The 26,787-nt window shown below is 58.3% G+C and carries 26 protein-coding genes; 17 read left to right on the top strand and 9 right to left on the bottom strand.

Annotated features, from left to right (window positions below):
- Positions 1 to 12: 12 nt before the first annotated feature.
- Positions 13 to 1,227, bottom strand: a complete 1,215-nt coding sequence (locus ACXYMP_RS10270; protein ID WP_458906090.1) for a multidrug effflux MFS transporter — start codon at positions 1,225 to 1,227, stop codon at positions 13 to 15.
- Between the two features lie 169 nt (positions 1,228 to 1,396).
- On the opposite strand from ACXYMP_RS10270, the gene ACXYMP_RS10265 reads away from it, so the two are divergent.
- The 12 genes from ACXYMP_RS10265 (at position 1,397) to ACXYMP_RS10210 (ending at position 13,584) form a co-directional block, all read left to right on the top strand.
- Positions 1,397 to 2,929, top strand: coding sequence for an acyl-CoA carboxylase subunit beta (locus ACXYMP_RS10265; protein ID WP_298564968.1), 1,533 nt, complete (start codon positions 1,397 to 1,399; stop codon positions 2,927 to 2,929).
- 26 nt (positions 2,930 to 2,955) lie between these two features.
- Positions 2,956 to 3,396 (top strand): DUF6497 family protein, encoded by a 441-nt coding sequence (locus ACXYMP_RS10260; protein WP_298564971.1) that lies wholly within the window; start codon positions 2,956 to 2,958, stop codon positions 3,394 to 3,396.
- A gap of 14 nt (positions 3,397 to 3,410) precedes the next feature.
- On the top strand, positions 3,411 to 3,758 hold the full coding sequence (locus ACXYMP_RS10255) for a hypothetical protein (protein ID WP_458906509.1): 348 nt from the start codon (positions 3,411 to 3,413) through the stop codon (positions 3,756 to 3,758).
- Positions 3,759 to 4,083: 325 nt separating this feature from the next.
- Complete coding sequence (locus tag ACXYMP_RS10250) at positions 4,084 to 4,290, top strand: hypothetical protein (RefSeq protein ID WP_298564973.1); 207 nt, start codon at positions 4,084 to 4,086, stop codon at positions 4,288 to 4,290.
- Between the two features lie 132 nt (positions 4,291 to 4,422).
- Positions 4,423 to 6,471 carry an acetyl-CoA carboxylase biotin carboxylase subunit gene (locus ACXYMP_RS10245; protein WP_298564976.1) on the top strand — a complete coding sequence of 683 codons (2,049 nt, stop codon included), beginning with the start codon at positions 4,423 to 4,425 and terminating at the stop codon, positions 6,469 to 6,471.
- A 2-nt stretch (positions 6,472 to 6,473) separates the two neighbouring features.
- Complete coding sequence (locus tag ACXYMP_RS10240; protein WP_458906087.1) at positions 6,474 to 8,036, top strand: hypothetical protein; 1,563 nt, start codon at positions 6,474 to 6,476, stop codon at positions 8,034 to 8,036.
- An 83-nt stretch (positions 8,037 to 8,119) separates the two neighbouring features.
- Complete coding sequence (gene scpA / locus ACXYMP_RS10235) at positions 8,120 to 10,246, top strand: methylmalonyl-CoA mutase (RefSeq protein ID WP_458906085.1); 2,127 nt, start codon at positions 8,120 to 8,122, stop codon at positions 10,244 to 10,246.
- 66 nt (positions 10,247 to 10,312) lie between these two features.
- Positions 10,313 to 10,930, top strand: a complete 618-nt coding sequence (locus ACXYMP_RS10230) for a VOC family protein (protein ID WP_458906083.1) — start codon at positions 10,313 to 10,315, stop codon at positions 10,928 to 10,930.
- Positions 10,927 to 11,400 (top strand): GNAT family N-acetyltransferase, encoded by a 474-nt coding sequence (locus ACXYMP_RS10225; RefSeq protein WP_298564982.1) that lies wholly within the window; start codon positions 10,927 to 10,929, stop codon positions 11,398 to 11,400. Before ACXYMP_RS10230 ends, ACXYMP_RS10225 begins: the two co-directional genes overlap by 4 nt.
- Before the next feature lie 105 nt (positions 11,401 to 11,505).
- Positions 11,506 to 12,186 (top strand): TerB family tellurite resistance protein, encoded by a 681-nt coding sequence (locus ACXYMP_RS10220; RefSeq protein WP_458906080.1) that lies wholly within the window; start codon positions 11,506 to 11,508, stop codon positions 12,184 to 12,186.
- Positions 12,186 to 13,202, top strand: coding sequence for an endonuclease/exonuclease/phosphatase family protein (locus ACXYMP_RS10215; RefSeq protein ID WP_298566135.1), 1,017 nt, complete (start codon positions 12,186 to 12,188; stop codon positions 13,200 to 13,202). Before ACXYMP_RS10220 ends, ACXYMP_RS10215 begins: the two co-directional genes overlap by 1 nt.
- A gap of 37 nt (positions 13,203 to 13,239) precedes the next feature.
- Positions 13,240 to 13,584 (top strand): hypothetical protein, encoded by a 345-nt coding sequence (locus ACXYMP_RS10210; RefSeq protein ID WP_458906079.1) that lies wholly within the window; start codon positions 13,240 to 13,242, stop codon positions 13,582 to 13,584.
- 18 nt (positions 13,585 to 13,602) lie between these two features.
- On the opposite strand, the gene ACXYMP_RS10205 is transcribed toward ACXYMP_RS10210, so the two are convergent.
- From ACXYMP_RS10205 to ACXYMP_RS10190, 4 genes are read right to left on the bottom strand one after another with little or no spacing between them, the layout of a single operon-like run.
- The gene (locus ACXYMP_RS10205) at positions 13,603 to 15,162 is read right to left on the bottom strand and encodes a Ppx/GppA family phosphatase (protein ID WP_298564991.1); all 1,560 of its coding nucleotides are present in this window, start codon (positions 15,160 to 15,162) and stop codon (positions 13,603 to 13,605) included.
- Between the two features lie 50 nt (positions 15,163 to 15,212).
- On the bottom strand, positions 15,213 to 17,411 hold the full coding sequence (locus ACXYMP_RS10200) for an RNA degradosome polyphosphate kinase (protein ID WP_458906076.1): 2,199 nt from the start codon (positions 17,409 to 17,411) through the stop codon (positions 15,213 to 15,215).
- Between the two features lie 41 nt (positions 17,412 to 17,452).
- Positions 17,453 to 18,145 carry an HdaA/DnaA family protein gene (locus ACXYMP_RS10195; protein WP_458906074.1) on the bottom strand — a complete coding sequence of 231 codons (693 nt, stop codon included), beginning with the start codon at positions 18,143 to 18,145 and terminating at the stop codon, positions 17,453 to 17,455.
- Entirely contained in the window at positions 18,145 to 19,230 is a 1,086-nt protein-coding gene (locus ACXYMP_RS10190; RefSeq protein WP_298564997.1) for an AI-2E family transporter, read from the bottom strand. The genes ACXYMP_RS10195 and ACXYMP_RS10190 overlap by 1 nt, the downstream gene beginning before the upstream one ends.
- A 174-nt stretch (positions 19,231 to 19,404) precedes the next feature.
- Here ACXYMP_RS10190 and ACXYMP_RS10185 point away from each other — a divergent pair, with 174 nt between their 5' ends.
- The 3 genes from ACXYMP_RS10185 (at position 19,405) to ACXYMP_RS10175 (ending at position 21,828) form a co-directional block, all read left to right on the top strand.
- On the top strand, positions 19,405 to 19,593 hold the full coding sequence (locus ACXYMP_RS10185; protein ID WP_298564999.1) for a hypothetical protein: 189 nt from the start codon (positions 19,405 to 19,407) through the stop codon (positions 19,591 to 19,593).
- Between the two features lie 257 nt (positions 19,594 to 19,850).
- Entirely contained in the window at positions 19,851 to 21,203 is a 1,353-nt protein-coding gene (gene proS, locus ACXYMP_RS10180) for a proline--tRNA ligase (RefSeq protein ID WP_458906072.1), read from the top strand.
- Between the two features lie 19 nt (positions 21,204 to 21,222).
- Positions 21,223 to 21,828, top strand: a complete 606-nt coding sequence (locus tag ACXYMP_RS10175; protein ID WP_458906070.1) for a DUF2937 family protein — start codon at positions 21,223 to 21,225, stop codon at positions 21,826 to 21,828.
- A gap of 5 nt (positions 21,829 to 21,833) precedes the next feature.
- On the opposite strand, the gene ACXYMP_RS10170 is transcribed toward ACXYMP_RS10175, so the two are convergent.
- From ACXYMP_RS10170 to ACXYMP_RS10160, 3 genes are all read right to left on the bottom strand, one after another.
- Positions 21,834 to 22,910, bottom strand: a complete 1,077-nt coding sequence (locus ACXYMP_RS10170; protein ID WP_458906068.1) for a 5-(carboxyamino)imidazole ribonucleotide synthase — start codon at positions 22,908 to 22,910, stop codon at positions 21,834 to 21,836.
- A complete protein-coding gene (gene purE, locus ACXYMP_RS10165) occupies positions 22,903 to 23,391 on the bottom strand; it encodes a 5-(carboxyamino)imidazole ribonucleotide mutase (protein ID WP_298565005.1) in 489 nt (162 codons plus the stop codon). The genes ACXYMP_RS10170 and purE overlap by 8 nt, the downstream gene beginning before the upstream one ends.
- Positions 23,392 to 23,454: 63 nt before the next feature.
- Entirely contained in the window at positions 23,455 to 23,673 is a 219-nt protein-coding gene (locus tag ACXYMP_RS10160; protein ID WP_298565008.1) for a YdcH family protein, read from the bottom strand.
- Positions 23,674 to 23,836: 163 nt separating this feature from the next.
- On the opposite strand from ACXYMP_RS10160, the gene ACXYMP_RS10155 reads away from it, so the two are divergent.
- Both ACXYMP_RS10155 and ACXYMP_RS10150 read left to right on the top strand, forming a co-directional pair.
- Entirely contained in the window at positions 23,837 to 24,250 is a 414-nt protein-coding gene (locus ACXYMP_RS10155) for an Hsp20 family protein (protein WP_298565012.1), read from the top strand.
- Positions 24,251 to 24,254: 4 nt separating this feature from the next.
- Entirely contained in the window at positions 24,255 to 24,494 is a 240-nt protein-coding gene (locus ACXYMP_RS10150) for a DUF1150 family protein (RefSeq protein WP_298565015.1), read from the top strand.
- 176 nt (positions 24,495 to 24,670) lie between these two features.
- Here the strand turns inward: ACXYMP_RS10150 and ACXYMP_RS10145 are convergent, their stop codons facing one another.
- Positions 24,671 to 26,746, bottom strand: a complete 2,076-nt coding sequence (locus tag ACXYMP_RS10145) for a bifunctional sulfate adenylyltransferase/adenylylsulfate kinase (protein ID WP_298565018.1) — start codon at positions 26,744 to 26,746, stop codon at positions 24,671 to 24,673.
- Positions 26,747 to 26,787 lie beyond the last annotated feature (41 nt).

Below are 26,787 nucleotides of genomic sequence, written 5' to 3'. Positions count from 1 at the left end.
AAATGCGCGGCGTCAAAGCCCCAATCGTCGTTCGCGCAGAATAACGAAGAGGATCGAAACGACCGCCAGAAGTGACGACGCCAGCATCAGCAGCAGCAGGGGCAAGGCGGTTGATCCCGGCACCAATAGCCAACCGGCAAAGGCCGACAAAGCCGCGCCACCGCCGATGTTCAGCGCGCCGCCAAGGCCGGATGCGCTGCCTGCCAGTTCCGGGCGCACGCTCATCATGCCGGCGGTGGCATTGGGCAGCGTCATGCCGTTGCCCATCCCGACCCATGTCATGAAGCCGAAGAACACATATTCCGATCCCAAGCCGAGCAGGAAAAGTGCAACCGACATCAGCAAACCAGTCGCTGTGATGATCGCCCCCCAGAGCACCATTCGGGTCATTCCGATGCGGGTCGAGAAGCGGCCCGAGATGAAATTGCCGACAAGATACCCGGCGGCCGGCGCGCCAAAGAACAAACCAAGACGGGCGGGGCTCATGTCATAGATCATGCTGCCCACAAATGGCGCGCCGCCCAGATAGGCAAAGAAAGCGCCAGACGTTAAAGCGGCAGACAGGCAATATCCCCAAAACCGTGGCGAGGTCAGAAGTGACGGATAGGCCTGAAACTGGGCGCGAAAGCCGCCGGGTCTTGGGGTAACGGTTTCACCCAAATCGCGCCAGGTCAGCAGCATCGCCGCCAGTCCTGCTCCGGCTTGCAGCCAGAAATTCGCCTTCCACCCGAAGCTTTGGTCCAAGATGCCGCCGATTGAGGGGCCGATCATCGGGATGATGGACATTCCCATCGTGACATAGCCAATCATCGAGGCCGCGCGATCCCCCGGCACCATGTCGCGGATCGCGGCGCGCGATAGCACCACCCCAACAACGACGGCCGCCTGCAGCATGCGAAAGCTTAGAAAGACCTCGATGCTGGGGGCCGCAATGCAACCGAGTGTCGCCAGTATATAGATCGCAAAGCCTGCCAGAATGACCCGACGGCGGCCAAACCGATCAGAGATCGGGCTCACGACGATTTGCATCAGGGCATTCATGCAAAGATACAGCGCCACCGACAACTGCACGACGCGGTAGTCGACCTCGAAATACAAAGCCATTCCGGGAAGCGACGGCAGAAACACGTTCATCGAAAGCGTCGCCGCCGCCGCCACGAATGTCAGCGTGAACACGTGCGGAGGCGTGGTTGCGTCAAGAAATCTGGGGGCGGGCAGGGGGCTCATCTCTCATGGCTAGTCCTGCGACTTCAAGCTGTCCATTGGTGACCGCAGGGCTTCGCAACTATTCATTTTGCAAAATTGGCATTGCAACAAATTTGCAAATTCGCCCTATTTTGCTTTCAGCTTGCGCCACACAAGGCTAGTTTGCCCGCAAATCAAGGAGTGCCGCCAGATGAAAGATATTCTTCAGCAACTTGAAGACCGCCGTGAAAAAGCTCGCCTTGGGGGCGGTCAACGGCGAATCGACAGCCAGCACAAGAAAGGCAAGCTGACCGCGCGCGAGCGGGTCGAGCTTTTGTTGGACGAAGGCTCGTTCGAAGAATTTGATATGTTCAAGGCCCACCGCTGCACGGAATTTGGCATGGAAGCCGACAAACCCGCTGGCGATGGTGTCATCACGGGCTGGGGCACGATCAACGGGCGACTGGTTTACGTGTTTAGTCAGGACTTCACGGTGTTTGGTGGCTCTCTTTCCGAAACCAACGCTGAAAAGATCTGCAAGGTCATGGACATGGCCGTGCAAAACGGAGCGCCAGTGATCGGTATCAACGATTCCGGTGGGGCCCGTATTCAGGAAGGTGTCGCGTCGCTTGCGGGCTATGCCGAAGTGTTCCAGCGCAACATCATGGCCTCGGGCGTGGTGCCGCAGATCTCGGTGATCATGGGGCCATGCGCAGGGGGGGCCGTGTATTCGCCGGCCATGACGGATTTCATTTTCATGGTGAAAGACACGTCCTACATGTTTGTGACGGGTCCGGATGTGGTGAAAACCGTTACGAACGAGGTCGTCACGGCCGAAGAATTGGGCGGCGCATCGACCCACACCCGCAAATCCTCGGTCGCCGATGGTGCGTTTGAAAACGATGTCGAAGCCCTGTCCGAAATTCGCCGCCTTGTCGATTTCCTGCCGCTCAACAACCGTGACAAGGCCCCAACGCGCCCCTTCTTCGACGATCCTGCCCGGATTGACGAAAGTCTGGACACCTTGGTGCCCGACAACGCCAATACGCCTTATGACATGAAAGAGCTGATCACGAAGCTTGCCGATGAAGGCGACTTTTACGAGATCCAGGAAGATTACGCCAAGAACATCATCACCGGTTTTATCAGGCTTGAAGGTCAAACCGTTGGTGTCGTGGCCAACCAGCCGATGGTATTGGCGGGTTGTCTCGACATCGACAGTTCGCGCAAGGCGGCCCGTTTCGTGCGGTTCTGTGACGCCTTTGAAATCCCGATCCTGACGCTTGTTGATGTGCCGGGCTTTCTGCCGGGGACCAGCCAGGAATATGGCGGGGTTATCAAGCATGGTGCCAAGCTGCTCTTTGCCTATGGCGAGGCGACAGTGCCGAAGGTGACGTTGATCACCCGCAAAGCCTATGGCGGTGCTTATGATGTGATGGCCTCCAAACACCTGCGGGGGGATTTCAACTATGCGTGGCCGACTGCCGAGATCGCCGTGATGGGCGCGAAAGGCGCAGTTGAAATCCTGCATCGGGCCGATCTGGGCGATGCCGAAAAGATCACGCAGCACACACAAGACTATGAAGATCGGTTCGCAAACCCCTTTGTCGCAGCAGAGCGGGGCTTTATCGACGAAGTGATCCAGCCACGGTCGTCGCGCCTGCGGATCAGCCGCGCCTTTGCGTCCTTGCGCAATAAGAAAGTGCAGAACCCGTGGAAAAAACACGACAACATTCCGCTCTAGGTATGCTTGGCGGGCGCACATATCGTATGCCAGCAGGGCTGGTCAAAGCGGCGGCGGTGGTCGTGGCTGTGGCGCAGACTGCACCGGCTGATGGTGCCGCAGCTGATGCGCCGTGGCCGTCAGGCAGTGCGATTGCCGTTCCATCCGGGCAAGATATCACATTCATGGACGTGATCTATGATGTGCAAAGCGGTGTTGGCGAAGCCTTCAGGTATCGGTTTCTTGCCCCGGGCATTGCGCGCGATGCAGGCAGCATCGCGTTCGTGCAGGCCGAAGAGGATATGGCAGCGCTGTGTCAGGACTTCATCTTGCCGAAGTTGATCGAAACAGGCGCCGAAATGCCTGCGCAGATCATCGTCGTGTTGTCTGACAGACCGGTGGAATTTGGCATCGCGGACCCGGACGCCACGCAATTCTTTGAAGCCTACCGTCCAGAAGACGATAGCTGCATTTGGGAGGGGTTCTAATGGCCTTGCCATATATGACCAAGCACAAGGGTTTTCCCGGACGCCTGCCAAGCACGGATTTCCAGTTCACCATACGTCGACCTAACAAGTCCGGCGCGACGCCCCTGATTGCGCGCGAACGCTATGCCGATCGTAGGCCAGCGGACCGGCGCGCGGATGTGGGGTTTATGAAATGCCTGTGGGAATATTTCGGCGATCAGCCGTTTGAGCGCGGAAATCTGGATGCAGGACGTCTGTCCTGGTTGTTCGGCCGCGAGGTGGTGGCCGCCGAAGACCCATTCGATCCAGAGAGCTATGAAGCGTTGCTTCGGATCGATGTGGGCCGTGCGCGCGCAGCATTTCCGGATGTATTCGAGGGGTAATCGGCATGAATTCGCCCGTTGCAGGAATGAAGTGGCAGATTCCAGCCCAAATCGCTCGGGTGGCATTGGGCCGCTCTTGCATGACGGGAAAGGCATTGCGATGTTGTTTCCACACAGGAAACAAATCCCCGTTTCCTGTTATGGTTTGTCGAAACCATTACCCTTCCCCTTCTTCTGCCCGGTTCTATGCGAAAGCATCAGAACCGGGTCCTTTTTCCCAAAAAAACTGGGCGTTAGACCGCGCAGGGCGAAAATTCCGCTTTGGTTTTTCGGCATTCGACTGCAAAATGGGTGTGAACAATAATACAACCAGAGGCAGTCTAAGATGCAGATCAGCAAAATTTCCGCAGGGGCCATCATCCTTGCACTGCTGGCCGGGTGCCAGTGGAACGACATGCAACGCGCCGGTGTCGGCGCGGCAACGGGCGCCGTGGTCGCGAAAGCAACCAGCGGCAACCTTCTTACCGGCGCGGTCATCGGCGCGGGCGCGGGTGCGCTTTGCGACGATGTTGGGCTTAGAATCTGTAACTGACACCGGGGCCGCTCAGCGCGGCGCCACACATTGTGACAAGCCCGCCGGGATGCGTTCCGGTGGGCTTTTCCATGCCTATTCGCGTGGTGGTTCTGTCCACCGCGCCCACACATGAACGGAAAGGGACAGGACATGTTCAAAAAGATCCTGATTGCAAACCGGGGCGAAATCGCTTGCCGCGTGATCAAGACCGCCCGAAAGATGGGTATTCAGACGGTGGCCATCTATTCGGATGCCGACAAGCATGCGCTTCATGTGAAGATGGCGGACGAGGCCGTTCACATCGGTCCACCGCCTGCCAACCAATCCTATATCGTCATCGACAAAGTCATGAAGGCGGTCAAGGAGACCGGCGCCGAGGCCGTTCACCCCGGTTATGGCTTTCTGTCCGAGAACTCCAAGTTTGCCGAGGCATTGGCGGCGCAGAATGTTGCGTTCATCGGCCCGCCGGTCGGTGCGATCGAAGCGATGGGGGACAAGATCACCTCGAAAAAGATCGCTCAGGACGCGGATGTGTCCACGGTGCCGGGCTATATGGGCTTGATTGAAGACGCCGAAGAGGCGGTCAAGATTTCGAACCAGATCGGCTATCCGGTGATGATCAAAGCCTCCGCTGGTGGCGGCGGTAAGGGGATGCGGATCGCGTGGAATGACGATGAAGCCCGCGAGGGGTTCCAGTCGTCCAAGAACGAGGCTGCTTCGTCCTTCGGTGATGACCGCATCTTTATCGAGAAGTTCATCACCCAACCGCGCCACATCGAGATTCAGGTTCTGTGCGACAGCCACGGCAATGGGATTTATCTGGGCGAGCGTGAATGCTCGATCCAGCGTCGCCAGCAAAAAGTTGTCGAAGAAGCGCCAAGCCCGTTCTTGGACGAAGCAACCCGCAAGGCGATGGGCGAGCAGGCCGTCGCGCTTGCGCAGGCAGTGGATTATGCCAGTGCCGGCACGGTGGAGTTCATCGTCGATGGCGACAAGAACTTCTACTTCCTTGAGATGAACACGCGGTTGCAGGTGGAACACCCGGTGACCGAGCTGATCACCGGCGTCGATCTGGTCGAACAAATGATCCGCGTGGCGGCCGGCGAGAAATTGTCGATCAGCCAGAAAGATGTGACCCTGAACGGCTGGGCGATTGAAAACCGTCTATATGCGGAAGACCCCTATCGCGGCTTCTTGCCTTCGATCGGTCGGTTGACGGCGTATCGACCACCTGCTGAACAGGCCGCCGGGCCGCTGCTTGAGAACGACAAGTGGCAGGGGGATGCGCCGAAAGGCAAGACCGTCGCTGTGCGCAATGACACAGGCGTATTCGAAGGCGGCGAGATCTCGATGTATTATGACCCGATGATCGCCAAGCTTTGCACGTGGGCCCCGACCCGTGATGAAGCCATCGAAGCGATGCGCGTCGCACTGGACAGCTTCGAGGTTGAAGGCATTGGCCACAACCTTCCGTTCCTGTCTGCGGTGATGGATCACCCGGTCTTTATCAAGGGCGACATGACCACCGCATTCATCGAGGAACAATATCCCGACGGGTTCGAAGGCGTGGCCTTGCCGAAAGACGCGTTGAAGAAAATCGCGGCCTCTGCTGCCGCGATGTATCGGGTTGCAGAAATCCGGCGCACCCGCATCACTGGCCGGATGGACAATCACGAACGCAAGGTTGGCAAACGCTGGGTGGTTTCGCTGCAAGGCGAGGATTTTGCACTGAAAATCAAGGCGGACAAAAAGGGGTCCACGGTCAAGTTCGAAGACGGCACAAAGCTGCGCGTTGCGTCGGACTGGACGCCCGGTGACAGCCTTGCCCGCCTCAAGGTCAACGACGAACCCTTGGTGCTTAAGGTGGACAAGATCACTTCGGGTTTCCGCATGCGGAGCCGGGGTGCGGACCTGGCGGTTCATGTGCGCACCATCCGCCAGGCGGAACTGGCCCGGTTGATGCCTGAAAAGATTGCCCCAGACACGTCGAAGATGTTGCTATGCCCGATGCCGGGCCTGATCGTGAAGCTTGCCGTTGAGGTGGGCGAAGAAGTGCAAGAGGGACAATCCCTGTGCACCATCGAAGCCATGAAGATGGAGAACATTCTACGTGCTGAAAAGAAAGGTGTCGTGACCAAGATCAATGCGTCTGCGGGTGATAGCCTCGCGGTCGACGAAGTGATTATGGAATTCGAATAAAGATGACGATAGCGACCAGCGCCGTGTCTGACCGGAGCCATTCGGTTCCGTTGATGGCCGCCCTCGCGGCGCTGGTCGTGTTTTCTGCACTTCAATACTGGGCTTTTGTCATCGCAGGGCGGTTTGAATACCCGATGGACGATGTCTATATCCACCTCGCTATGGCGGATGGCATCGCTGCTGGTGGCTACGGCGTGAACGCGGGCGAATTTGCCTCGGCCGCGTCTTCGCCACTTTATCCCTTTTTGCTGGCACCGTTTTCCGGGTTTGAGGTCCAGCGCTATATCCCGCTGTTGATCAATACTCTGGCGCTGGTGGCGTCAGCGGTGTTGTGGGCGCGGATCGTTGTGGATGCCCTTGGCCGCACGGGCGCGGGTTTTGTCGTTGCCGTGCTCGGATTGATCGCGCTGAACCTGCCGCAGTTGGCGATCACGGGGATGGAGCATACCTTGCATATCCTTGCCACGCTGGCGGTGGTGCGGGGCATACAGCTGCTGGGCGACCGGGATCAAGTATCGGTTTTGCTGATTGCCGGAACGATCCTAGGGCCGATCATCCGCTTCGAAGCGCTGGCCATTTCGGTCGCAGCAGCGCTGTTTGTGATCTTTGATGGACGACGACGTCTTGGGGTTCTGCTTGGCGTTGCATCTGTTTTGCCAGTGGCTGGCTTTATGTTTTTTCTGACGACACTGGGGTTGGACGCTTTGCCAAACTCTGTGCTTACCAAACTTGGGGCTGGGCCGACTGTCGATGCAGGTGCCGTCGAAGCCCTCGTTGCGAAGATTGCCTTCAAGCTCAGGGGGTTGGCGCCAATTGGGTTTCTTCTTCTTCTGTTCTTGGCGGTGGTCAATCTGTTGAACGCCCGCGCAGGTATCGACCGGCGTCTTGTGCTGGTTCTGGCCGCAGCCAGCTTTGCAGGGATTGGACACCTTGCGTTCGGGCAGTTTGGTTGGATGGACCGGTACGAAATCTACATTCTGGTGTTTCTGGCATCGATGCTTGTTGTTGCCGCCGGGCGGCTTGAAAGTGCTCGGCGGCAAATGCTGCTGGTGGGTCTTGTTGCCGCGATGGCGATCTGTGCCGCCCAGTATGTGTCGAATACAACAAGATCATGGGTCTACGCCCCCCGTGGTATTTCATTGCAGCATCAACAGATGTCCCGGTTTGCCAAAGAATATGTGCAGGCGCCTGTGGCGGTGAATGACCTTGGCTTGGTGGCTTGGCGCAACCAGAACTATGTGCTGGATCTTTGGGGGCTTGCCTCAAGCGAGGCGTTGCAGACCCGCCGCAGCAGGCCCAAGCCGGGCTGGGGACAGGCCCTTGTTGAACGCGCGCAGGTTGACCTTGTCATGATATACGATTCGTGGCTTGCCGATGCGGTCGCTGCGAACTGGGTGCGCCTTGGGTCTTTGGAAATCTCGCAGCCCATGGGTGATTTGATCTTTGATCCTGTGACTTTTTACGCAACGCGCCCAGAGGCGCAGGCAGACCTGACCGAAAAGCTCGAGGCTTTTGTGCCGACGCTCCCTCAAGGCGCGCGGTTCGAATATGCCTCTGCCGACTAAAACAACCATGCCCGCCTAGGTGGGTGTAGACCCGGATATGCCCATTCCAGATATTGGGCCGACAGACCGAAAGGGAATATGTGATGAGCGATACAGCCAAGTGGAAAGAACTGGCCGAGAAGGAACTTCGTGGCCGTGCGCTTGATGACCTGACGTGGAACACGCTGGAAGGGATCGACGTGAAGCCGCTTTACACAGCGGACGACACGCGGGATCTGGACCACATGGGCACGCTGCCCGGTTTCGGCCCGTTCACCCGTGGTGTGAAGGCCACGATGTATGCAGGGCGACCTTGGACGATCCGGCAATATGCGGGCTTCTCGACCGCCGAGGAATCAAACGCTTTCTATCGCCGCAATCTGGCCGCCGGTCAGCAGGGCGTGTCCGTCGCCTTCGATCTGGCGACCCACCGGGGCTATGACAGCGACCACCCGCGCGTGGTTGGTGACGTGGGCAAGGCCGGTGTTGCGATTGATTCCGTTGAGGATATGAAGATCTTGTTCGATGGCATCCCGCTGGACACGGTCTCGGTTTCGATGACGATGAACGGGGCTGTGGTGCCGATCCTCGCCAGTTTCATCGTGGCAGGTGAAGAGCAGGGACACGATAAGGCGCTGCTGTCGGGCACCATTCAGAACGACATTCTGAAAGAGTTCATGGTGCGCAATACGTATATTTATCCGCCGGAACCGTCGATGCGGATCATCTCGGACATCATTGAATACACGTCGAACGAGATGCCGAAATTCAACTCGATCTCGATCTCCGGCTACCACATGCAGGAAGCGGGCGCGAACTTGGTGCAGGAGCTGGCCTATACGTTGGCTGACGGTCGTGAGTATGTGCGTGCAGCGATCGAGGCTGGCATGGACGTCGACAAATTCGCGGGCCGGCTGTCCTTCTTCTTCGCCATCGGCATGAATTTCTTCATGGAGGCCGCGAAACTGCGCGCCGCCCGGACGCTTTGGCACCGTGTGATGACCGAGTTTGATGCGAAGTCCGACCGCTCAAAAATGCTGCGCACGCACTGTCAGACCTCGGGCGTGAGCTTGCAGGAGCAAGACCCCTATAACAACGTGATCCGCACGGCATACGAAGCCATGTCAGCAGCCCTTGGCGGCACGCAGTCGCTGCACACCAATGCGCTGGACGAAGCGATTGCGCTGCCCACTGACTTTTCAGCCCGGATCGCGCGCAACACGCAGATCATCTTGCAAGAAGAAACCGGCGTGACGAACGTGGTCGATCCGCTGGCGGGGTCATATTACGTCGAGGCGCTGACCGACGAGCTGATCACCAAAGCGTGGACCTTGATGGAAGAGGTCGAAGAGATGGGCGGCATGACCAAGGCCGTGGCCAGCGGAATGCCCAAGCTGCGGATCGAGGAATCGGCCGCCAAGCGTCAGGCTATGATCGACCGCGGCGAAGAAACCATCGTCGGTGTGAACAAGCACAGATTGGAAAAAGAAGACCCGATTGACATTCTGGACGTGGACAACGTGGCCGTGCGCGAAAGCCAGATTGCACGCCTTGAAAAGATCCGCGCAACACGGGACAGCGCGGCCTGCGAGGCTGCTTTGGCCGAACTGACCCGTCGCGCGAAGGAAGGCGGCAACCTGTTGGATGCTGCCGTTGAAGCCGCGCGCGCGCGCGCAACTGTCGGAGAGATTTCTATGGCTATGGAAAAAGAATTCGGCCGCCACCGCGCCGAAGTGAAAACGCTGGCCGGTGTCTATGGCGCCGCTTACGAAGGCGACGAAGGCTTTGCCGCGATCCAGAAGTCGGTCGAAGACTTCGCCGACGCCGAAGGCCGTCGCCCGCGTATGCTGGTGGTGAAGATGGGCCAAGACGGTCACGACCGGGGTGCCAAGGTGATCGCCACGGCTTTTGCCGATATCGGTTTTGACGTGGACGTTGGCCCGCTGTTCCAAACGCCGGAAGAGGCTGCACAGGATGCCATCGACAACGATGTGCATATCGTGGGCATCAGCTCGCAAGCTGCCGGTCACAAGACGTTGGCCCCGCAATTGGTGAACGCGCTGAAAGAGCAGGGCGCCGAAGATATCATCGTAATTTGCGGTGGGGTCATTCCGCAGCAGGACTATGACTTCCTTTACAAAAACGGTGTGAAGGCGATCTTTGGGCCGGGCACAAACATCCCCGAAGCCGCGCAAGATATCCTGAAACTGGTGCGCACGGCGCGAGACTAACTGACAAGACACTTGCGGCTGGCGGCTTTTCCCGCCAGCCTCACCCCAGACCAAAAGGAGATACATTTGGCGCTGGGAGAACTAGATCACCTTGTGGTGTCCTCCGCGACCCTTGCGGAAGGCGTCGCGTTCATCGAGAAGCTGCTTGGCGTGCCCATGACAAGGGGCGGAGACCACCCCCTTATGGGCACCCACAATGCGCTGTTATCGCTGGGGCCGTTGGCGTATCTGGAAGTCATTGCGATCAACCCCGATGCAGCCGCACCCACCCGTCCCCGATGGTTTGATCTGGACTATTTCACCGGTCCCGCACGGCTGACCAATTGGGCGCTACGGGTGCAAGACTTGGTCGATGCCATGCACCGTGCGCCCGAAGGTATGGGCGATATCCTGACGCTGGAGCGCGGGATCTATCAGTGGGACATGGCTGTTCCAGATGACGGGCGGCTGCCTTTTTCGGGATGCATGCCGGGGTTGCTGCACTGGAGAGGCGCCCAACCCGCACCAAACCTGCCCGACCAAGGGGTGCGTCTGACCGCCCTTGAGGTCACGCACCCGGAAGCCGAGGCGTTGTCCGTGGCGATGGCCCCGTTGGTAAGCGACAGTCGCCTTTCGGTGCATGCTGGCGACCCCGGATTGTCCGCGTGGATCGACACGCCAAACGGTTTGGTCAACCTACGATGATCCGGCCAGCCAAGGATGCCGACGCCCGTGACATCCGGGCGTTATGGAACCTCGCCATCCGCGACACATTGATCACTTTCAACAGCGTTGAAAAATCACTGGATGAGGTGCGCGGCGCGATCCACGATTATGATGCTTTTGTGGTGGCCGAAAGCGACGGCGTGGTGCTGGGCTATGCCGCGTTTGGGCCATTTCGGGCAGGTGCCGGCTATGCCCACACGAAAGAGCATTCGATCATGCTGGCACCCGACGCGCGCGGGCGCGGTATAGGTCGTGCTTTGATGCGCGCGCTGGAGGATGAAGGCCGCGCCCAAGGTGTTCATTCCCTTATCGCAAGCGTTTCAGGATCGAACCCGGATAGCACTGCGTTTCATGTGGCGTTGGGATTCGCCCAAGTCGGGATCGTGCCAGAAGCCGGGCGCAAATTTGGGCGCTGGCACGATCTGATCCTGATGCAGAAGCGGCTTTGAATGTGCGTTTCCTTTGAAAAACTGCTTGGATAGCAGTCGGATGTAATTGGCGCGGTGATCTTGTTTTCGCTCGTTATTAAGAATTGGAGCGTGTAACAGGAAGCTATGTCGATCTGGTCCCGCATATCAGATGCGCTGTCCGCGCTTGCGAAGGGTGAAAGCCTTGCAGATGTGTTTACACATCTGCGCACGCCGCCTGAGCGGTCGGCGGGTTTTGCAATTGCTGTGATCGCTCTGGGTGCCAAGATGGCGAAGGCTGATGGACAAGTCACCCGCGACGAGGTGTCCGCCTTTCGCGAAGTGTTCACAATCCCGCAAAGCGAAGAAAAAAACGCTGCCAGATTGTTCAACCTTGCCCGCACCGATGTCGCCGGGTTCGAGCTTTATGCCCAAAAGGTTGCTGCGATGTTCGGCCCGGATGATCCCGCGCTGAGCGATCTGCTAGAGGGTCTGTTTCACATCGCGGTGGCTGATGGCGAATACCATCCGTCGGAAAATGAATTCCTGATGCAGGTCTCTGAGATTTTCGGGATGAAACCGGGCAAGTTCAAGACGTTGCGGTCGCGGTTCGTGCCAGATTCACATCCCGATCCGTATCAGGTGTTGGGGGTCAATCCTGATACGCCAATTAAAGAAATTCGCGCGGCGTGGCGCCGTGAAGTGCGCAATTGCCACCCAGATCGAATGTATGCGCGCGGGGTCCCGAAAGAGGCCGTTAAGCTGGCCGAGAAGCGCCTGATCGCCGTCAATCACGCGTGGGAAGAGATAAACAAGGAGCGCGCTTGATACGCATCGCGACCTATAATGTTGAATGGTTCAACAACCTCTTTGATGACGAAGGGCGCCCGTTGGTGGACAACGAATGGTCCGGCCGCCAAGATGTCACCCGTCGCGCTCAGTTCAAGGCTGTTGGTGTCGTTTTCAAAGTGTTGGATGCCGATGCAATCATGGTGATTGAAGCGCCGGATCAGAACCGGCGGCGCGATACCGTTCGCGCGCTTGAGACCTTTGCCAAGGTCTTTGGTCTGCGGGCGAACAAAGCCATGATCGGTTTCGCCAACGATACGCAACAGGAAATCGCGCTGCTCTACGATCCCTATGTTTTTTCCGCGCGTCACGATCCGCGTGGTGATCTGGGTGGCAGCATTGGGCCGCGTTTCGACAGCACCTTCCAGATGGATCTGGACACCGATGCCGCACCCGAACCGATCGTGTTTTCCAAACCTCCCCTAGAGGTCGATCTGACCCACCGGCAGACTGGCAAGAAGCTGCGGTTGATCGGCGTGCACGCAAAGTCCAAGGCGCCGCATGGCGCGCGCGGCAGGGCCGAAGTGATGCGTGTCGCGATTGAAAACCGGCGCAAGCAGATGGCCCAATGTGTCTGGATCCGCCAACGTGTCGACGAACATCTGGCTGCGGGTGATCCGCTGATCGTGCTTGGGGACTTCAACGATGGTCCGGGGTTGGATGAATACGAAAAGTTATTCGGAAGGTCCGGCGTCGAAATCGTCATGGGCGAAAACGATGACGCGCAGATGTTCGACCCTCATGCGCGAATGGTATTAACCCAGCGATCGGGTGCGCGCCCGGCGTCGTCCCGGTTCTATATTGCCAAGGAAAAAAGATACCTACAGGCTTTGTTGGACTATGTGATGGTGTCGCCTGATCTGGCTGCAACCTCTCCGAGCTGGCGGATTTGGCATCCGTTCGATGACCCGGACTGCTACGGGTCGCAAGAACTGTGTGAGGCCTTGTTGACCGCATCAGACCACTTTCCGGTTTCGATAGATCTGGAGATTTAGGTCTTTTATTCGCGCCGATCACGCTTACATCAGATATATGAAACAGATTGCGAAACTCTCTGCCGTTGCGCTGGTCGCCGGGATCGGGTTGACCCAGCCGATTGTTGCCGAAGATGCGTCGCCCGACGGGCCCGCAAACCCCCAGTTGTCGGAAGGAGCTGAGCTTCTGAACCGGGGCTTCAAACTGTTGCTTGAAGGTTTGGCAAACGAAGTAGAGCCTATGGCGGAAAACTGGGCGAAGAACTGGGCTGATCTGGTCGATCGCATGGGCGATATGAGCGTTTATCATCCGCCTGAAACCTTGCCCAATGGTGACATCATCATTCGCAGGCGGGTGCCGCTTGTGCCAGAAGACACGGAACCAAGCGAGACCGATCTTTAGACTGGACCGCGGCGGGCGTTAAAGCGCTTTGGGTGTTTGGCGGCCATTTTTCACGGCGGGCACGGCATCCAGAGCTTGGGCGAGCGCCAAGAACCGGGCTTCGGCGACTTCTCCGAACAGATCGTTCGCGCCCGGTTTCAGCGACAAAACGATCTCGCGTTTTTTAGGATACCATTTCAGCGTGGCCAATTTGGTCGGGTCGCTTACGGTGAACATGGCACCAAAGCGCATTGCTTTACCCAGAACTTCCGCCTTTGCCAGCGTTTGTTCTGGCAGAATGTCAAAGAGCGGTTCGAACCGCGATCCGTCGCGGTTGTTTTTGTAACGGTGCAGCAGAGCCAGCCCCAGAAAAATACGTTCCTCATGCGTCAGGCCACCAAGGTTGGCGCGGGTGGCGTTGTCAAAGCAGACCTCGTGGCGGTAATCGGGATGCGCGCGCCAACTGACATCGTGCAGAAGGCAGGCGGCCTTGATCAACCTAAGGTCGGCAGAGCGTGCGGATTTGAACAACGGGGATAGAAAGGCAAACAGAGCTTTGCCAAATCCCGGATTGCGCGCATCCTTCTTTTCGGCAAACAAACAGGCTTCGATCAACGGGTCGCGTTTGCGCAGACGTTGTGGCATCTGCTCGTAGAGTAACCCCTCACGGATCCCGTAGGAGCTGATCGCGATCTCTTTTGGGCGAAATTTGCGCACCAGACGTTTAAGAACCTGCGCGGCGATCGGGACCAGCGCCATGCGTGCCGCCGATGTGCCCGTGCGTTGGCGAACCGCTTCCAGATCAACCTCTTCAATCCATTTTAGGGTGGTGGCCAGCGATTTTGGCGTCATGCGATATTCATGCAGAACGGAAAGCGGATAGCCCCGGCGCTCCATGTCCAGCCGTGCGATGGCCCGCCATGAGCCGCCAACAAGGAACAGACGCTTGTGATCAGTGCCCATCTGCTCGGCCAAGTCATCAACAACTCGTGCGATCTCGGCCCGAAGCCCCTTTTTGCCGCCCGGCACGTCCACCAATTTCAATGGCCCAAGCGGAGACGTAACCCGCTTGCCAACCTGGCCTTTCGAAATGTGGGCAAGTTCCAATGAAGAACCACCGATATCACACATCAGACCGTTGGCTTCAGGCCAGCCCAGCAAAACACCCTGCGCCGAGAACCTAGCCTCTTCTTCGCCGTCGATAACGTAAAGCTCTATCCCAGTTTGCTGAAGCACTTCGGAACAAAACTCAGCCCCGTCGCTGGCTTCGCGAACAGCGGCGGTTGCGACTGCCGATAGTTGCGGCAGGTTCATGCCCTCGGCCAAAAGCTGAAAGCGTTTGATCGCGGCCAGCGCCCGTTTGCGCCCCTCTGGGTGCAAGTGTCCGGTATCTGACAGACCAGTCCCCAATCCGCACAAGATCTTTTCGTTGAAGAAATAGGCCGGACTGCGGGCAGCGCCGTCAAAGACCACAAGGCGAACCGAGTTTGACCCCACATCAACCACACCAACACGACTGAGCGCGCGGGCCGAGGGGTCTTCAAACAGCGGTCGGCCAAAAGGCCCCCAATCGTCGCCCGTTTCGCCGCGTCCATCCATGGATTATCCCTCGTTTGGTGGCCCTAGACTAGCGCTGCCCGACCCGGTGTTCAATCTTGCGAATGGGCAAGTTCCGGCACGTCAGATGCGCCTGCCGATCCTCGTCCGGACAGCGATGGGTTTTCCATGAAGAACCGGTGGCAGTTGAAGGGTCGTTCGATCGAGGTCAAGTCGGCGCGCACGAATTTCCCATCAGATTGCATGACCCAGCTTTGTGCCACGTCCGCAAGGTTGGCAGCCATCACCTGACTGACAATCTGTGCCTTCACCGTCGCGTTCTTGGTTTCGACAAGTGTTTCGACGCGGCGGTTAAGGTTGCGCCCCATCCAGTCGGCCGAGGACATGTAGACACGTGCCTTTTTGGACGGTAGCCCGTGACCATTGCCGAAGCAGACGATGCGCGAATGTTCCAGAAACCGGCCAACAATGGACTTCACGCGGATGTTTTCGGACAAGCCTTTGATGCCGGGGCGAAGGCCACAGATGCCACGCACGACAAGACTGATCTTCACACCCGCCTGCGAGGCTTTGTAAAGCGCGTCGATGACGTCAGGTTCCACCAGGGAATTCATCTTTGCCCAGATTTCGGCGGGCTTTCCTTCGGCGGCAAAAGTCGCCTCTTGGTCGATCCGTTCGATCAGCGAAGATTTCAGGTCCAGTGGGGAAATGGCAAGGTTTTCAAGCGATTGCGGTTCTGCGTAGCCGGAAAGATAGTTGAACACCCGCGTGGCGTCGCGCCCCAGTGCAGGATCACAGGTGAAGAGGCTGAGGTCGGTATAAATACGCGCCGTGATGGGGTGGTAATTTCCGGTGCCATAGTGGGTGTAGGTCACCAGATCTTCGCCCTCGCGGCGCACCACGGTCGAGATTTTGGCGTGGGTTTTGTAGTTGATGAAGCCATAAACCACATGCGCGCCAGCGCGCTCCAATCGGCGGGACTGCCGGATATTGGCGGCTTCGTCAAAACGGGCTTTCAGCTCGACAAGTGCTGTGACGGACTTTCCTTCCTCGGCGGCTTCGCACAACGCAGATACAATCGGGCTGTCATGCGAGGTGCGATACAGGGTCTGCTTGATCGCAACGACATCAGGGTCACGGGCCGCTTGTTGCAAGAACCGGACCACGGTGTCGAAGGTCTCGTAAGGGTGGTGCAGCAGCATATCTTTCTGCCGGATCGCGGCGAACATGTCGCCTTCGTGGTCCTGCACGCGTTCTGGCACCCGCGGGCTGAAGCTGGGCCAAAGAAGGTCGGGGCGATCTTTCAGCACAAGCTCGCCCAGATCAGCCATGCCGATCATTCCGACAACTTCGACGATTTCTTCGTCGGTGACTTTCAGTTCCCGCTTGATCATCGACATCAGATCGGACGGCGCATTGGCAGAAACCTTCATGCGCACAACCTCGCCGCGTCGACGACGTTTCAAGGCGGTTTCAAATTCGCGCACAAGGTCTTCGGCCTCGTCCTCCAGCTCCAAGTCGCTGTCGCGCAAAATGCGGAACGCACAGCTGCCCTTTTCGACATAGCCGGGAAACAGTGACCCAAGATGTTCGAGCAATAGATCTTCGAGCGGCAAAAAGCGAAACTGCCCGTCATCCGCGGGCAACGGCACAAAACGCGCGATTTGCTGCGGGATCGGCAGCAAGGCTTTCAGCTTCTGCTTGTCGGATTTTCGCTCCAACTGCAGGGCAAGCGAAAACCCTGTGTTTGGAATGAACGGAAAGGGGTGGGCAGGGTCAATCGCCAACGGCGACAGAACCGGAAACACCTGTGACAGAAACACCTGATCCAGACGGGCACGGTCAGCATCTGTTAGGTCGTCACGCCGGGCAATCTTGATGCCCTCTTGGTCCATTTCAGCAGTCAGCGTTTCAAACACGACCTGTTGCTGCGCCATCAGCGCGCGCGCATCGGCATGGATCAGGACAAGCTGTTCGGCCGGGGTAAGGCCGTCTGCGGCAGGGGTGGTGACACCTTCGCGCACAAGTTCGCACAAACCTGCGACGCGCACTGTATAAAACTCGTCAAGGTTGGTGGCCGAAATTGACAAAAATCTTAGCCGCTCAAGCAAGGGCACGCGGGGATTTTCGGCCTCTTCCAGCACACGCCAGTTGAACCCGAGCCAACTGAGCTCGCGATTGTAAAACCGTTTTGAGCCCGCAAAGTCGTCTGTCGGCAATTCTGTGGGCGCAGGGAAAGGCGAGGCAAGGAAATCTGCCAATGGAATCATGGGAGTCGCAGAGTTGTTCATGGGGCCACTCTATCATGTCTGCTTCTGACGGGAAGGTGACGTTATGCCTCTGGCCGATCGGGGTTGTTTGGGTGATCCAAAAGGCGCGCGGCCAAGCGGCGGGTCAGGGGGCGTGCCTCTGCAAGCGCCGCGCGGTCCAGCCGATCGACAAGCGATGCCGCTGCGGCCAGTGACCGGTCTATGCGCGGCAGCAGATAGTCGATGAGGTTGGCAGGGACTGTGATCTGGCGGTCGTCAAACAGCTTTACCAGCACCGCCGAAAGAAGCATGTCATCTGGATCTTGCAGCTGCGCCAAAATCGTGGCTTCCATCCGGCTTTTCAGGTCGGGCAAGACAAGCCCCCAACGAGAAGGCGCGGCGTCGGCGGTCAGCAGCAAGGCCCCGCCTTCTGCCAGCACAAGGTTGTGCAGGTGAAACATTGCATCCTCTGCGGATGACCGCCCAGCAATCGTCTGCACATTGTCAACGACGACATGGCACCCGGCCAATGATGAGATGTCGGTTTTGTCCAAAGCATCGGCGTTCAGGATCACGGCCCCGGACAGTGCCGCCCAGACATGCGCCAGATGGGTTTTGCCCGTGCCCGACGCCCCCACCAGAACGAGCTTGTTGTTCGGCCAGTTCTGCCAATGCTCGATCGCGGCCATCGCGGTTGCATTGGACGGTGTGACAAGGAAGTCGTCCAAGCCCTGCGCAGGATGGGCGGGCAGGTCAAAAGTCAGCTGTCGGCTCATCAGTCCGCGTCGCCGTGGTCAGCCTCGATGCGTCCGCTAAGGCCCTGATACAGCAGACCGGCCTGATAGCGCGCGATGAAGAACCGGGCGATTACGCCGATCGCTGCTGCGACTGGAACGGCGATCAGCATTCCGACGAAGCCGAAAAGAGACCCAAAAGCGGACAGTGCGAAAAGCAGCCAAACCGGGTGCAGACCGACCGAACTTCCGACCAGCTTGGGCGTAAGAATGTTGCCCTCTAGAAACTGGCCAAGCATGAAGATCGCGGCAACGGCGCCAAGGCTCCACCAATCCCCCCAGAACTGGAATAGACCCAGCCCGATGGCGAGCGTGCCGCCGACCAGCGCGCCGACATAGGGAATGAAAGTGATCAGGCCAGCGATGAAGCCGACGACCAGGCCAAACTGAAGCCCCACCAGCATCAGCGCCACAGCGTAATAAGTGCCCAAGACGATGCAAACAGAGCCTTGCCCACGTATGAAGCTGGCAAGAGTGCGGTCAATTTCGCTGGCAATCTGGCGCACGGCCGGTGCGTGATCGCGGGGCAGCATGTTGTCGACTTTGGCGACCATCCGATCCCAATCCAACAGCAAGTAGAAGGCAACAACCGGCGTTACCACCAAAAGGATGACGATGTTGATCACGCCCATGGCGGAACTCAGCACTGTTCCGACCAGTTCGCCGCCGCGATCTTGGATCTTCTGGCCCAAGGCCTCCAGCGACTGGCGCAGCGTTGACTGCGCGTCCAGCAGCGAAGGAAACCGGTCCGTCAGGAAGGTATAGAGTTTGCTGAACAAATCCGGCGCTGCATTGGCAAGGGCCAGGCTTTGTTCAATCAGGGTCGGGATAACCAAAAGGAAGCTGATTACGAACACCATCACAGCGATGAACGTTATGATGACGGTTGCGGCTGTTCGTGAAAGCCCTGCGCTTTCAAGGCGATCCGCGACAGGGTCAAGGAAATAGGCGATTGCACCGCCAAGCACGAAGGGCAGGATCACATCGCCCAGATACCAAAGCGCCAACGCCAATACGGCAATGGCAATCGACCAGTATTTTGCTTGAGTCTGGACGGGTAGCGACATGGGGTTTCCTTGTTTGACTTCCTTCTATGTCGCGCAGCTTTGGCTGTATTACAAGGCCTCCGAAGCATGGGCGCCACAGCGCTCGGGCGCTGTTTCGCACTTGCGCGCAGTGACATGACGGGCGATCATGACGCGTCAAGCGGGCTTCAGGCTCGGTTAATCAGGGAAATGCCCATGCGGATCGTCATCGCAACCGGTCTTCTTACCGCGGCTTTGGCCGGATGCACGGGACATGATTATGAACCGCGCAAACCCGGCATCTCTTTCTCCGGCGAGGCTGGGGCTGGTGTTGTCTATCGTGACGGAGAAATTCAGCCGCACAATGAGACCAAGATTACCGTCAGCCTTGGTGGGTCCATCTGATAACATCTGGATTGCGGCTAGCGTCAGGTTGGTCTGACGCCTTTTCGGACAAGCTAGGCTTAAGTTTTGAGAAGATCGACCACCCCGCGCGTCGTTGAATGTTCTACGCGCAGCGTGGATGACGCGGCGCCGTTCTGCCAGAACCTGTGCGCCGCCTTCACGCCGGAAAGCTGGGCCTGCCGCCAAAGTATGATTGCCCCTGCAGTCGTGATGTCTTAGACCGCATGGGACGTTTTCGCGATTGATCAGAGGTCCACATGCGCCTGTCCCGCTATTTCCTGCCCGTGCTGAAAGAAACCCCGTCAGAGGCGCAGATCGTCTCGCACCGCCATATGCTGCGTGCGGGGATGATCAAGCAGCAATCCGCCGGCATTTATTCCTGGCTACCGCTGGGCTTCAAAGTGCTGCGCAAGATCGAAAACATCGTGCACGAGGAACAGATGCGCGCGGGTCATATTCCGATGCAAATGCCGACCATCCAATCGGCTGATTTGTGGCGTGAAAGCGGTCGGTATGACGGCTATGGCGAGGAAATGCTGCGGATGCAGGACCGTCACGGTCGCGACATGCTGTTTTCGCCCACCGCGGAAGAGATGGTCACCGATATCTTCCGCGCTCACGTGAATTCTTACAAAGACCTGCCGCTGACACTGTATCAAATCCAGTGGAAGTTCCGCGACGAAATCCGCCCGCGCTTTGGCGTGATGCGAGGCCGCGAATTCTATATGAAGGACGGCTATAATTTCGACCTGACGAAAGAGGACGCGCTGCACGCTTACAATCGTCATCTGGTCAGCTATTTGCGCACCTACGAACGGATGGGGCTGCAAGCCATTCCGATGCGCGCGGACTCCGGCCCGATCGGTGGCGACTATACCCACGAATTCCTTGTGCTGGCCGAAACCGGCGAAAGCGAAGTGTTCTATGACAGCGAAGTCACCGACCTGACCTTTGGCGACCGCGATATCGACTTTGATAACGTCGCGCAGTGTCAGGGGGTTATGGACGAATTCACCTCGCGCTATGCCCGCACGGATGAAACCCATGATGCGGCAGAATTTGACAAGGTGCCCGAAGACCGTCGCCGCGTGGCGCGCGGGATCGAAGTGGGGCAAATCTTCTATTTTGGCACCACCTATTCGGACAAGCTGGGCGCGACGGTCGTCGACAAGGACCAGAAAAAAGTGCCCGTCCATATGGGCTCGCACGGGATTGGCGTCAGCCGCCTGTTGGGCGCGATCATTGAAGCCAGCCATGACGACAAGGGCATCATCTGGCCCGAAGGCGTGACGCCGTTCCACTGTGGGATCGTCAACCTGAAGCAGGGCGACGACGAGGCCGACGCGGCCTGCGAGGCGCTGTACGAGCAGCTCACCAATGCAGGGCTGGAGCCGCTATACGACGACCGAAACGAACGGGCGGGCGGCAAATTTGCGACGATGGACCTGATCGGGCTGCCATGGCGCATCACTGTTGGGCCGCGCGGGTTGAAAAACGGTGTGGTCGAACTGACCAGCCGCCGCACCGGCGAAAGCGAAGAACTGACGCCCGACGCCGCCATCGCCAAGGTGATCGAGATTTTCAAGCCGCACCACGTCCGTGGGCTCTAAGCCAGCGTAAACCAGAAAGATGCGGCGTGCCTTGGCGGGCGCGCCGTTTTCATTTCGGGTTGGCCAATTTGCGCCCCTTGACCCGGCCCGCCCTGTTTGGAACTCTGTCGGCAATGAAAAAACCGAGCAGGTGGCACAAATGATCCGAGCATTGGCAATGATCGGCGGGCTTTCAGGGGCGGTGGCGTTCAGTCAATTCCCTGAATTTTCGCAGCAATACATGCAGCGCCTTGCCGGCGCGCGCACCGAGTTGAAAGTGGTCACGGCAGGGTTCGACCTGACCGCCAAGGCGGCCGGCTACACGCGCGACGAGGCGCTTGAGAAAATGGGCGGGTCGGATTTCCAGAACAATCTGCGCGACCAGATGCAAGTGAACTTCAAGCGATTTGACCGTTTGGATGCTGCTTATACAGCGTTGAAAGGCACCGAACCGTTGGCGCGACTGGCCAAGGTCTGGCATTTCCGCGAAACGGATCTGGTCAAACGGACTTGGGACGACTTCCGGCCCGCCATACCGGTGACGGCCGACGGGTTGCTGTGCGCCGGGATCGGCTTTGTCGGTGGCTGGCTGTTGGTGTCGCTGATACTGGGCGCGTTCATGCGTCCGTTTCGCCGCAGGGTCTAGCTGCCTTAGCCCCCGGTCGTGGTGACCCGGTTGACATGCCCCATCTTGCGCCCCGGTTTCATCTCAGCCTTGCCATATAGGTGGATCGATGCGTTGCGTTCATTCGCGATGTCGGGAATGCGGGCGATGTCGTCACCAATCAGGTTCTCCATCACCACATCCGCATAGCGCGTGCCGTCCCCCAGCGGCCAACCGGCCACCGCACGAATGTGTTGTTCGAACTGGTCCACAACGCAGCCTTGTTGGGTCCAATGGCCTGAATTGTGCACGCGCGGGGCGATCTCATTCACGATCAACCCGCTTTTAGTTACGAAAAGTTCAACTCCCATGACACCAACATAGTCGAGTGCATTGAGGATCTTTGCCGCCAAAAGCACAGCATCCATGCGCTGGGCGGCGGTCAAGCGGGCAGGGACCGTGGTCGTGTCGAGAATGCCGTTCTTGTGCACGTTCTCGCCGGGGTCGAAGCAGGCGACATCGCCGCTGACACCACGTGCTGCGATGACGCTGACCTCGTGGCTGAACGTTACGAACCCTTCAAGCACCGAAGGCGCGCCTTGCATGCCTGCAAATGCGGCGTCCGCATCACTTGGCTGACTGATCCGGGCCTGGCCCTTACCATCGTAGCCAAAGCGCCGGGTTTTCAGGATCGAAGGCGTGCCAATCGCCGCAATGGCCGCGGTCATGTCACCCGCGCTTTCCACGTTGGCATAAGGCGCGACCGTTAAGCCAAGGCCGGACAGGAAATCCTTTTCCGTCAAACGGTCCTGACTGACACGAAGCGCCTCGCGGCCGGGGCGGATCGGGCGGGACCGCTCCAGCACATCCAGTGCGTTGGTCGGGATGTTCTCGAACTCGAATGTGATGACATCGACAACGGCGGCAAAGGCCTTCAGCGCGGCGACATCATCATACCCGGCGGTCGTCACCGCATCCGCAACCTGGCCTGCGGGCGGGTGTGCACCGGGTTCGTAAATGTGGGTTTTGAATCCCAGCCGAGAGGCCGCGACAGACAGCATTCGGCCCAGTTGACCGCCACCAAGTATGCCGATGGTGGCGCCGGGTTTGAGCGGCTCAGACATCAGACGGCTCTTCTGGGATCGAAGCAGAGAGCGCGTCGCGCCAAGCGTCAAGCCGCAGCGCAAGATCTGGATCTGACACGGCAAGGATACCGGCCGCCATCAGACCCGCATTGGCCGCGCCCGCAGCACCGATGGCCATGGTCGCGACGGGATAGCCTTTTGGCATCTGAACGATGGAATACAGGCTGTCCACGCCGGACAACGCACGCGTCTGGACCGGAACGCCAACCACCGGGACACGGGTTTTCGAAGCCATCATACCGGGTAGATGGGCTGCCCCACCCGCCCCTGCGATGATCACGTGCAGTCCGCGCGTCGCGGCGGTTTTGCCATAATCCCACAAGCGGTCCGGGGTGCGGTGCGCTGAAACGATCTTGGTTTCGTAGGAAATTCCCAGTTCGTCCAGAACCGTTGCAGCCTCTTTCATGGTGGGCCAGTCGGACTGGCTGCCCATGATGATCCCAACTTTCACATCTGTCATGGTGACCTCGCGTCGCTCGCGTCTTGGAAGCCCGCTTTATAAGGGGCTGGGGCCGTGATGCAATCAGGCAATGATATCGGGGGTCAGTTTGTCCTCGATCCGGGCAATCTTGTCTTTCAGCGCCAGTTTTTGCTTTTTCAAACGCCGTAGACGCAACTGATCCGCTCGCCCGCTTTCTTCAAGCGCGTGGATGGCGTCGTCCAGATCGCGGTGTTCGGCGCGGAAGACCTCTAGCTCCACTCGGAGCACATCTTCGGTCTTCATCTCTTTGGCATTGCTCATTTTTGCGAGTCGTTCTTTTTGTTGCCGGGCCAGTCTAGCGTCATGATCCGCGCAAGGCCAAGCAAAAGCCACCCCTTGCAAGCCAACAGCGAAGTCCCCATATTTTTGGCACGGCTGCCATACTGGGGCCAAACAAACGTGTCGCTTATTCAAGGACGTGTCGATGACAAAAATGAACTTGGGAACGCATCCTTTCCTGCTTGGGTTTGAACAACTTGAGCGTATGGTTGAACAGGCTGCAAAGTCTGGCAAGGATGGCTATCCCCCCTTCAATATTGAACAGGTCAGCGACCGTGCCTACCGCATCACACTTGCGGTGGCGGGGTTTGCCGACGATGATTTGTCGATCACGGTTGAAAACGCCAAGCTGGTCATACGCGGCGCCCAAAGCGACGTGAAAGATGATCGGGTGTTCCTTCACCGCGGCATCGCGGCGCGACAATTCATGAAAAGTTTCGTTTTGGCCGACGGGGTCGATGTGGTTGGCGCAAATACGGAAAATGGCTTGCTGCACATAGATTTGTCGCGGGCCGAACCGGAGCGTCTGGTTCAGACGATCCAAATCAAGAAGGGGTGAACCGATGAACACCAAGTTTCCGTTCAACCATGATCAGATCAGCAATATTGTCTATGTGAAGCGCGTGGCGATTGATGATCTTCCTGAAGATATCCGCGCAGAAGTGCGCGCCCAGGCGGATGGGGCCGACTCGCTTTACGCTGTCCACCGCGAGGATGGAGAGCAGCTTGCCTTGGTCATGAACCGCGAGCTTGCTTACATGTTGGCCCGCGAAAACGACCTGTCGCCGGTGTCAATCCACTAGGACCGCGCCCGCAGCGGCCTGACCCAGACGTGGTCAGGTATCACTGCGATCCAGCCTTGGTGGACCAATGTGCGCATAACTGGTCTGGTGTCTGTCTAACAGTTTTTGAGGGCTCTGGCCCCGCAAGAAAAAGGCCGAGGCATTGCCTCGGCCCATTCGTTTAGCATCCGAACATGTTAGCCTCTGATCAGGCCCATGTTTTCCAGCTTCAGAAGAACCTGATGGGCGCAGTTGTCCACGTCCACGTTTTCGGTTTCGACGCTGAGTTCAGGGTTCTTCGGCACGTCATAGGGGTCTGAAATGCCTGTGAATTCCTTGATCTTACCTTCGCGGGCCAGCTTATAAAGCCCCTTGCGGTCACGCCGTTCGCATTCTTCGATCGACGTGGCAACATGCACCTCGACAAAGGCGCCATATTGCTCGATTTCTTCGCGCACGGCACGGCGCGTGGTGGCATAGGGCGCGATCGGCGCACAGATGGCGATGCCGCCGTTCTTGGTGATTTCAGACGCAACATAGCCGATGCGGCGGATGTTCAGGTCACGGTGCTCTTTCGAGAAGCCCAGCTCGCTCGACAGGTTCTTACGCACAATGTCGCCATCCAGCAGCGTCACGGGGCGGCCACCCATTTCCATCAGCTTGACCATCAGCGCGTTGGCGATGGTGGATTTGCCCGAGCCTGAGAAGCCGGTGAAGAACACGGTGAAGCCTTGCTCGGCGCGTGGCGGTTTGGTCTTGCGCAGCTCTTCCACGACTGTGGGAAAGCTGAACCATTCCGGGATTTCCAGACCTTCCGACAGGCGGCGGCGCAACTCGGTGCCCGAGATGTTCAGGATCGTCACGTCGTCCTTATCCATGATTTCATCCGCAGGTTCGTATTGGGCACGGTCCTGAACATAAACCATGTGTTTGAAGTCGACCATTTCAATGCCCATCTCTTCCTGATGCTCGCGGAACAGGTCCTGGGCGTCATAGGGGCCATAGAAATCGTCACCAGCGGCGTTCTTGCCAGGGCCAGCGTGGTCACGGCCGACGATGAAATGGGTGCAGCCGTGGTTCTTACGGATTAGTCCGTGCCAGACCGCCTCGCGGGGGCCAGCCATGCGCATCGCAAGGTTTAGAAGGCTCATCGTCGTGGTTGCGCCGGGATATTGATCCAGCACCGCCTCGTAGCAGCGCACGCGGGTGAAGTGGTCGATGTCGCCCGGCTTGGTCATGCCAACGACGGGATGAATTAGCAGGTTGGCCTGTGCTTCCTTCGCGGCGCGGAAGGTCAGTTCCTGATGCGCACGGTGCAGGGGGTTGCGGGTCTGGAACGCCACGATGCGACGCCAGCCCAGCTTGCGGAAATAGGCGCGCAGTTCGTTCGGCGTGTCACGGCGGCCACGGAAATCGTAGTGGATGGGCTGCTGAATGCCGACAATCGGGCCACCCAGATAGATCTTGCCAGCGACGTTGTGCAGATAGTTCACCGCCGGGTGCGTTTCGTCGTCTGAGCCAAACACCTTCTCGGCCTCGCGGGATTTGTTCGGCTCCCACCGGTCGGTGACGGTCATCGTCGCCAGAATAACGCCTTCCTGATCGCGCAGGGCGATGTCCTGTCCCAACTCGATCGACTGGGCGAAATCTTCAGAGACGTCCAGCGTGATCGGCATTGGCCACAGCGTGCCATCCGCAAGCCGCATGTTCTCGACGACGCCATTGTAATCGTCTTCCGTCAGGAACCCTTTCAGCGGGTTGAAGCCGCCATTCATCAAAAGCTCCAGATCGCAGGTCTGGCGCGGGGTCAGATCGTGGCTGATCAGATCACCGGCTTCGACTTTCAGTTTCTGCGCACTTTCATACGAGACATAAAGCTCGGGGATGGGTGAGAGATTGTTCTGCATTGGATGTGTCCTGTGTTTTAGAGGAGAAAGACCGCTGGAAGTGCCGGTCAGTTCGGCATGCAGCGCATCGTATTCAGCAAATTTTCGGGCAAGAAACGTATCTCTCAGGCGCACCTTTTCGGCAGCACCCTGAGAGGTGATGGTATAAGCAAAGCGCGGACGCTTGTCGGGGCCTGCTCGCTCGCTGACCTTGATCAGCCCGCGTTCGGCGCAGTTGCGCAACAGCGCATTCAGTCGCCCCAGCGAAATCCCAATCGCTGCCGCGGTCACGCGCTGCGACGCATCCGGCGCCAGATCAAGCTGGCGCAGAAGTCGGAAGATCTGGTCTTCCTCGGCAGAAGTGGTTTTTGTCAGGTGCGACGTCATAGCCCGCGACTCAAAGAGTGTTCACGCGTGAACGCTTTGCA

This window comes from Aliiroseovarius sp. CAU 1755, from assembly GCF_054482655.1.
Note: the sequence above shows the minus strand (reverse complement) of the source record. Positions and strands in the feature narration are given on the sequence as shown.

Bases quoted from the DNA above. Each gene is read 5' to 3' on its own strand.
- ACXYMP_RS10225 (WP_298564982.1), top strand. From the start codon at position 10,927: ATGATCCGGCCAGCCAAGGATGCCGACGCCCGTGACATCCGGGCGTTA.
- proS (WP_458906072.1), top strand. From the start codon at position 19,851: ATGCGCCTGTCCCGCTATTTCCTGCCCGTGCTGAAAGAAACCCCGTCA.
- ACXYMP_RS10245 (WP_298564976.1), top strand. From the start codon at position 4,423: ATGTTCAAAAAGATCCTGATTGCAAACCGGGGCGAAATCGCTTGCCGC.
- scpA (WP_458906085.1), top strand. From the start codon at position 8,120: ATGAGCGATACAGCCAAGTGGAAAGAACTGGCCGAGAAGGAACTTCGT.
- ACXYMP_RS10195 (WP_458906074.1), bottom strand. From the start codon at position 18,145: ATGAGCCGACAGCTGACTTTTGACCTGCCCGCCCATCCTGCGCAGGGC.
- ACXYMP_RS10160 (WP_298565008.1), bottom strand. From the start codon at position 23,673: ATGAGCAATGCCAAAGAGATGAAGACCGAAGATGTGCTCCGAGTGGAG.
- ACXYMP_RS10145 (WP_298565018.1), bottom strand. From the start codon at position 26,746: ATGACGTCGCACCTGACAAAAACCACTTCTGCCGAGGAAGACCAGATC.
- ACXYMP_RS10185 (WP_298564999.1), top strand. From the start codon at position 19,405: ATGCGGATCGTCATCGCAACCGGTCTTCTTACCGCGGCTTTGGCCGGA.
- ACXYMP_RS10200 (WP_458906076.1), bottom strand. From the start codon at position 17,411: ATGAACAACTCTGCGACTCCCATGATTCCATTGGCAGATTTCCTTGCC.
- ACXYMP_RS10205 (WP_298564991.1), bottom strand. From the start codon at position 15,162: ATGGATGGACGCGGCGAAACGGGCGACGATTGGGGGCCTTTTGGCCGA.
- ACXYMP_RS10150 (WP_298565015.1), top strand. From the start codon at position 24,255: ATGAACACCAAGTTTCCGTTCAACCATGATCAGATCAGCAATATTGTC.
- ACXYMP_RS10170 (WP_458906068.1), bottom strand. From the start codon at position 22,910: ATGTCTGAGCCGCTCAAACCCGGCGCCACCATCGGCATACTTGGTGGC.
- ACXYMP_RS10265 (WP_298564968.1), top strand. From the start codon at position 1,397: ATGAAAGATATTCTTCAGCAACTTGAAGACCGCCGTGAAAAAGCTCGC.
- ACXYMP_RS10155 (WP_298565012.1), top strand. From the start codon at position 23,837: ATGACAAAAATGAACTTGGGAACGCATCCTTTCCTGCTTGGGTTTGAA.
- ACXYMP_RS10270 (WP_458906090.1), bottom strand. From the start codon at position 1,227: ATGAGCCCCCTGCCCGCCCCCAGATTTCTTGACGCAACCACGCCTCCG.
- ACXYMP_RS10255 (WP_458906509.1), top strand. From the start codon at position 3,411: ATGACCAAGCACAAGGGTTTTCCCGGACGCCTGCCAAGCACGGATTTC.
- purE (WP_298565005.1), bottom strand. From the start codon at position 23,391: ATGACAGATGTGAAAGTTGGGATCATCATGGGCAGCCAGTCCGACTGG.
- ACXYMP_RS10175 (WP_458906070.1), top strand. From the start codon at position 21,223: ATGCGGCGTGCCTTGGCGGGCGCGCCGTTTTCATTTCGGGTTGGCCAA.
- ACXYMP_RS10250 (WP_298564973.1), top strand. From the start codon at position 4,084: ATGCAGATCAGCAAAATTTCCGCAGGGGCCATCATCCTTGCACTGCTG.
- ACXYMP_RS10240 (WP_458906087.1), top strand. From the start codon at position 6,474: ATGACGATAGCGACCAGCGCCGTGTCTGACCGGAGCCATTCGGTTCCG.
- ACXYMP_RS10260 (WP_298564971.1), top strand. From the start codon at position 2,956: ATGCCAGCAGGGCTGGTCAAAGCGGCGGCGGTGGTCGTGGCTGTGGCG.
- ACXYMP_RS10210 (WP_458906079.1), top strand. From the start codon at position 13,240: ATGAAACAGATTGCGAAACTCTCTGCCGTTGCGCTGGTCGCCGGGATC.
- ACXYMP_RS10220 (WP_458906080.1), top strand. From the start codon at position 11,506: ATGTCGATCTGGTCCCGCATATCAGATGCGCTGTCCGCGCTTGCGAAG.
- ACXYMP_RS10190 (WP_298564997.1), bottom strand. From the start codon at position 19,230: ATGTCGCTACCCGTCCAGACTCAAGCAAAATACTGGTCGATTGCCATT.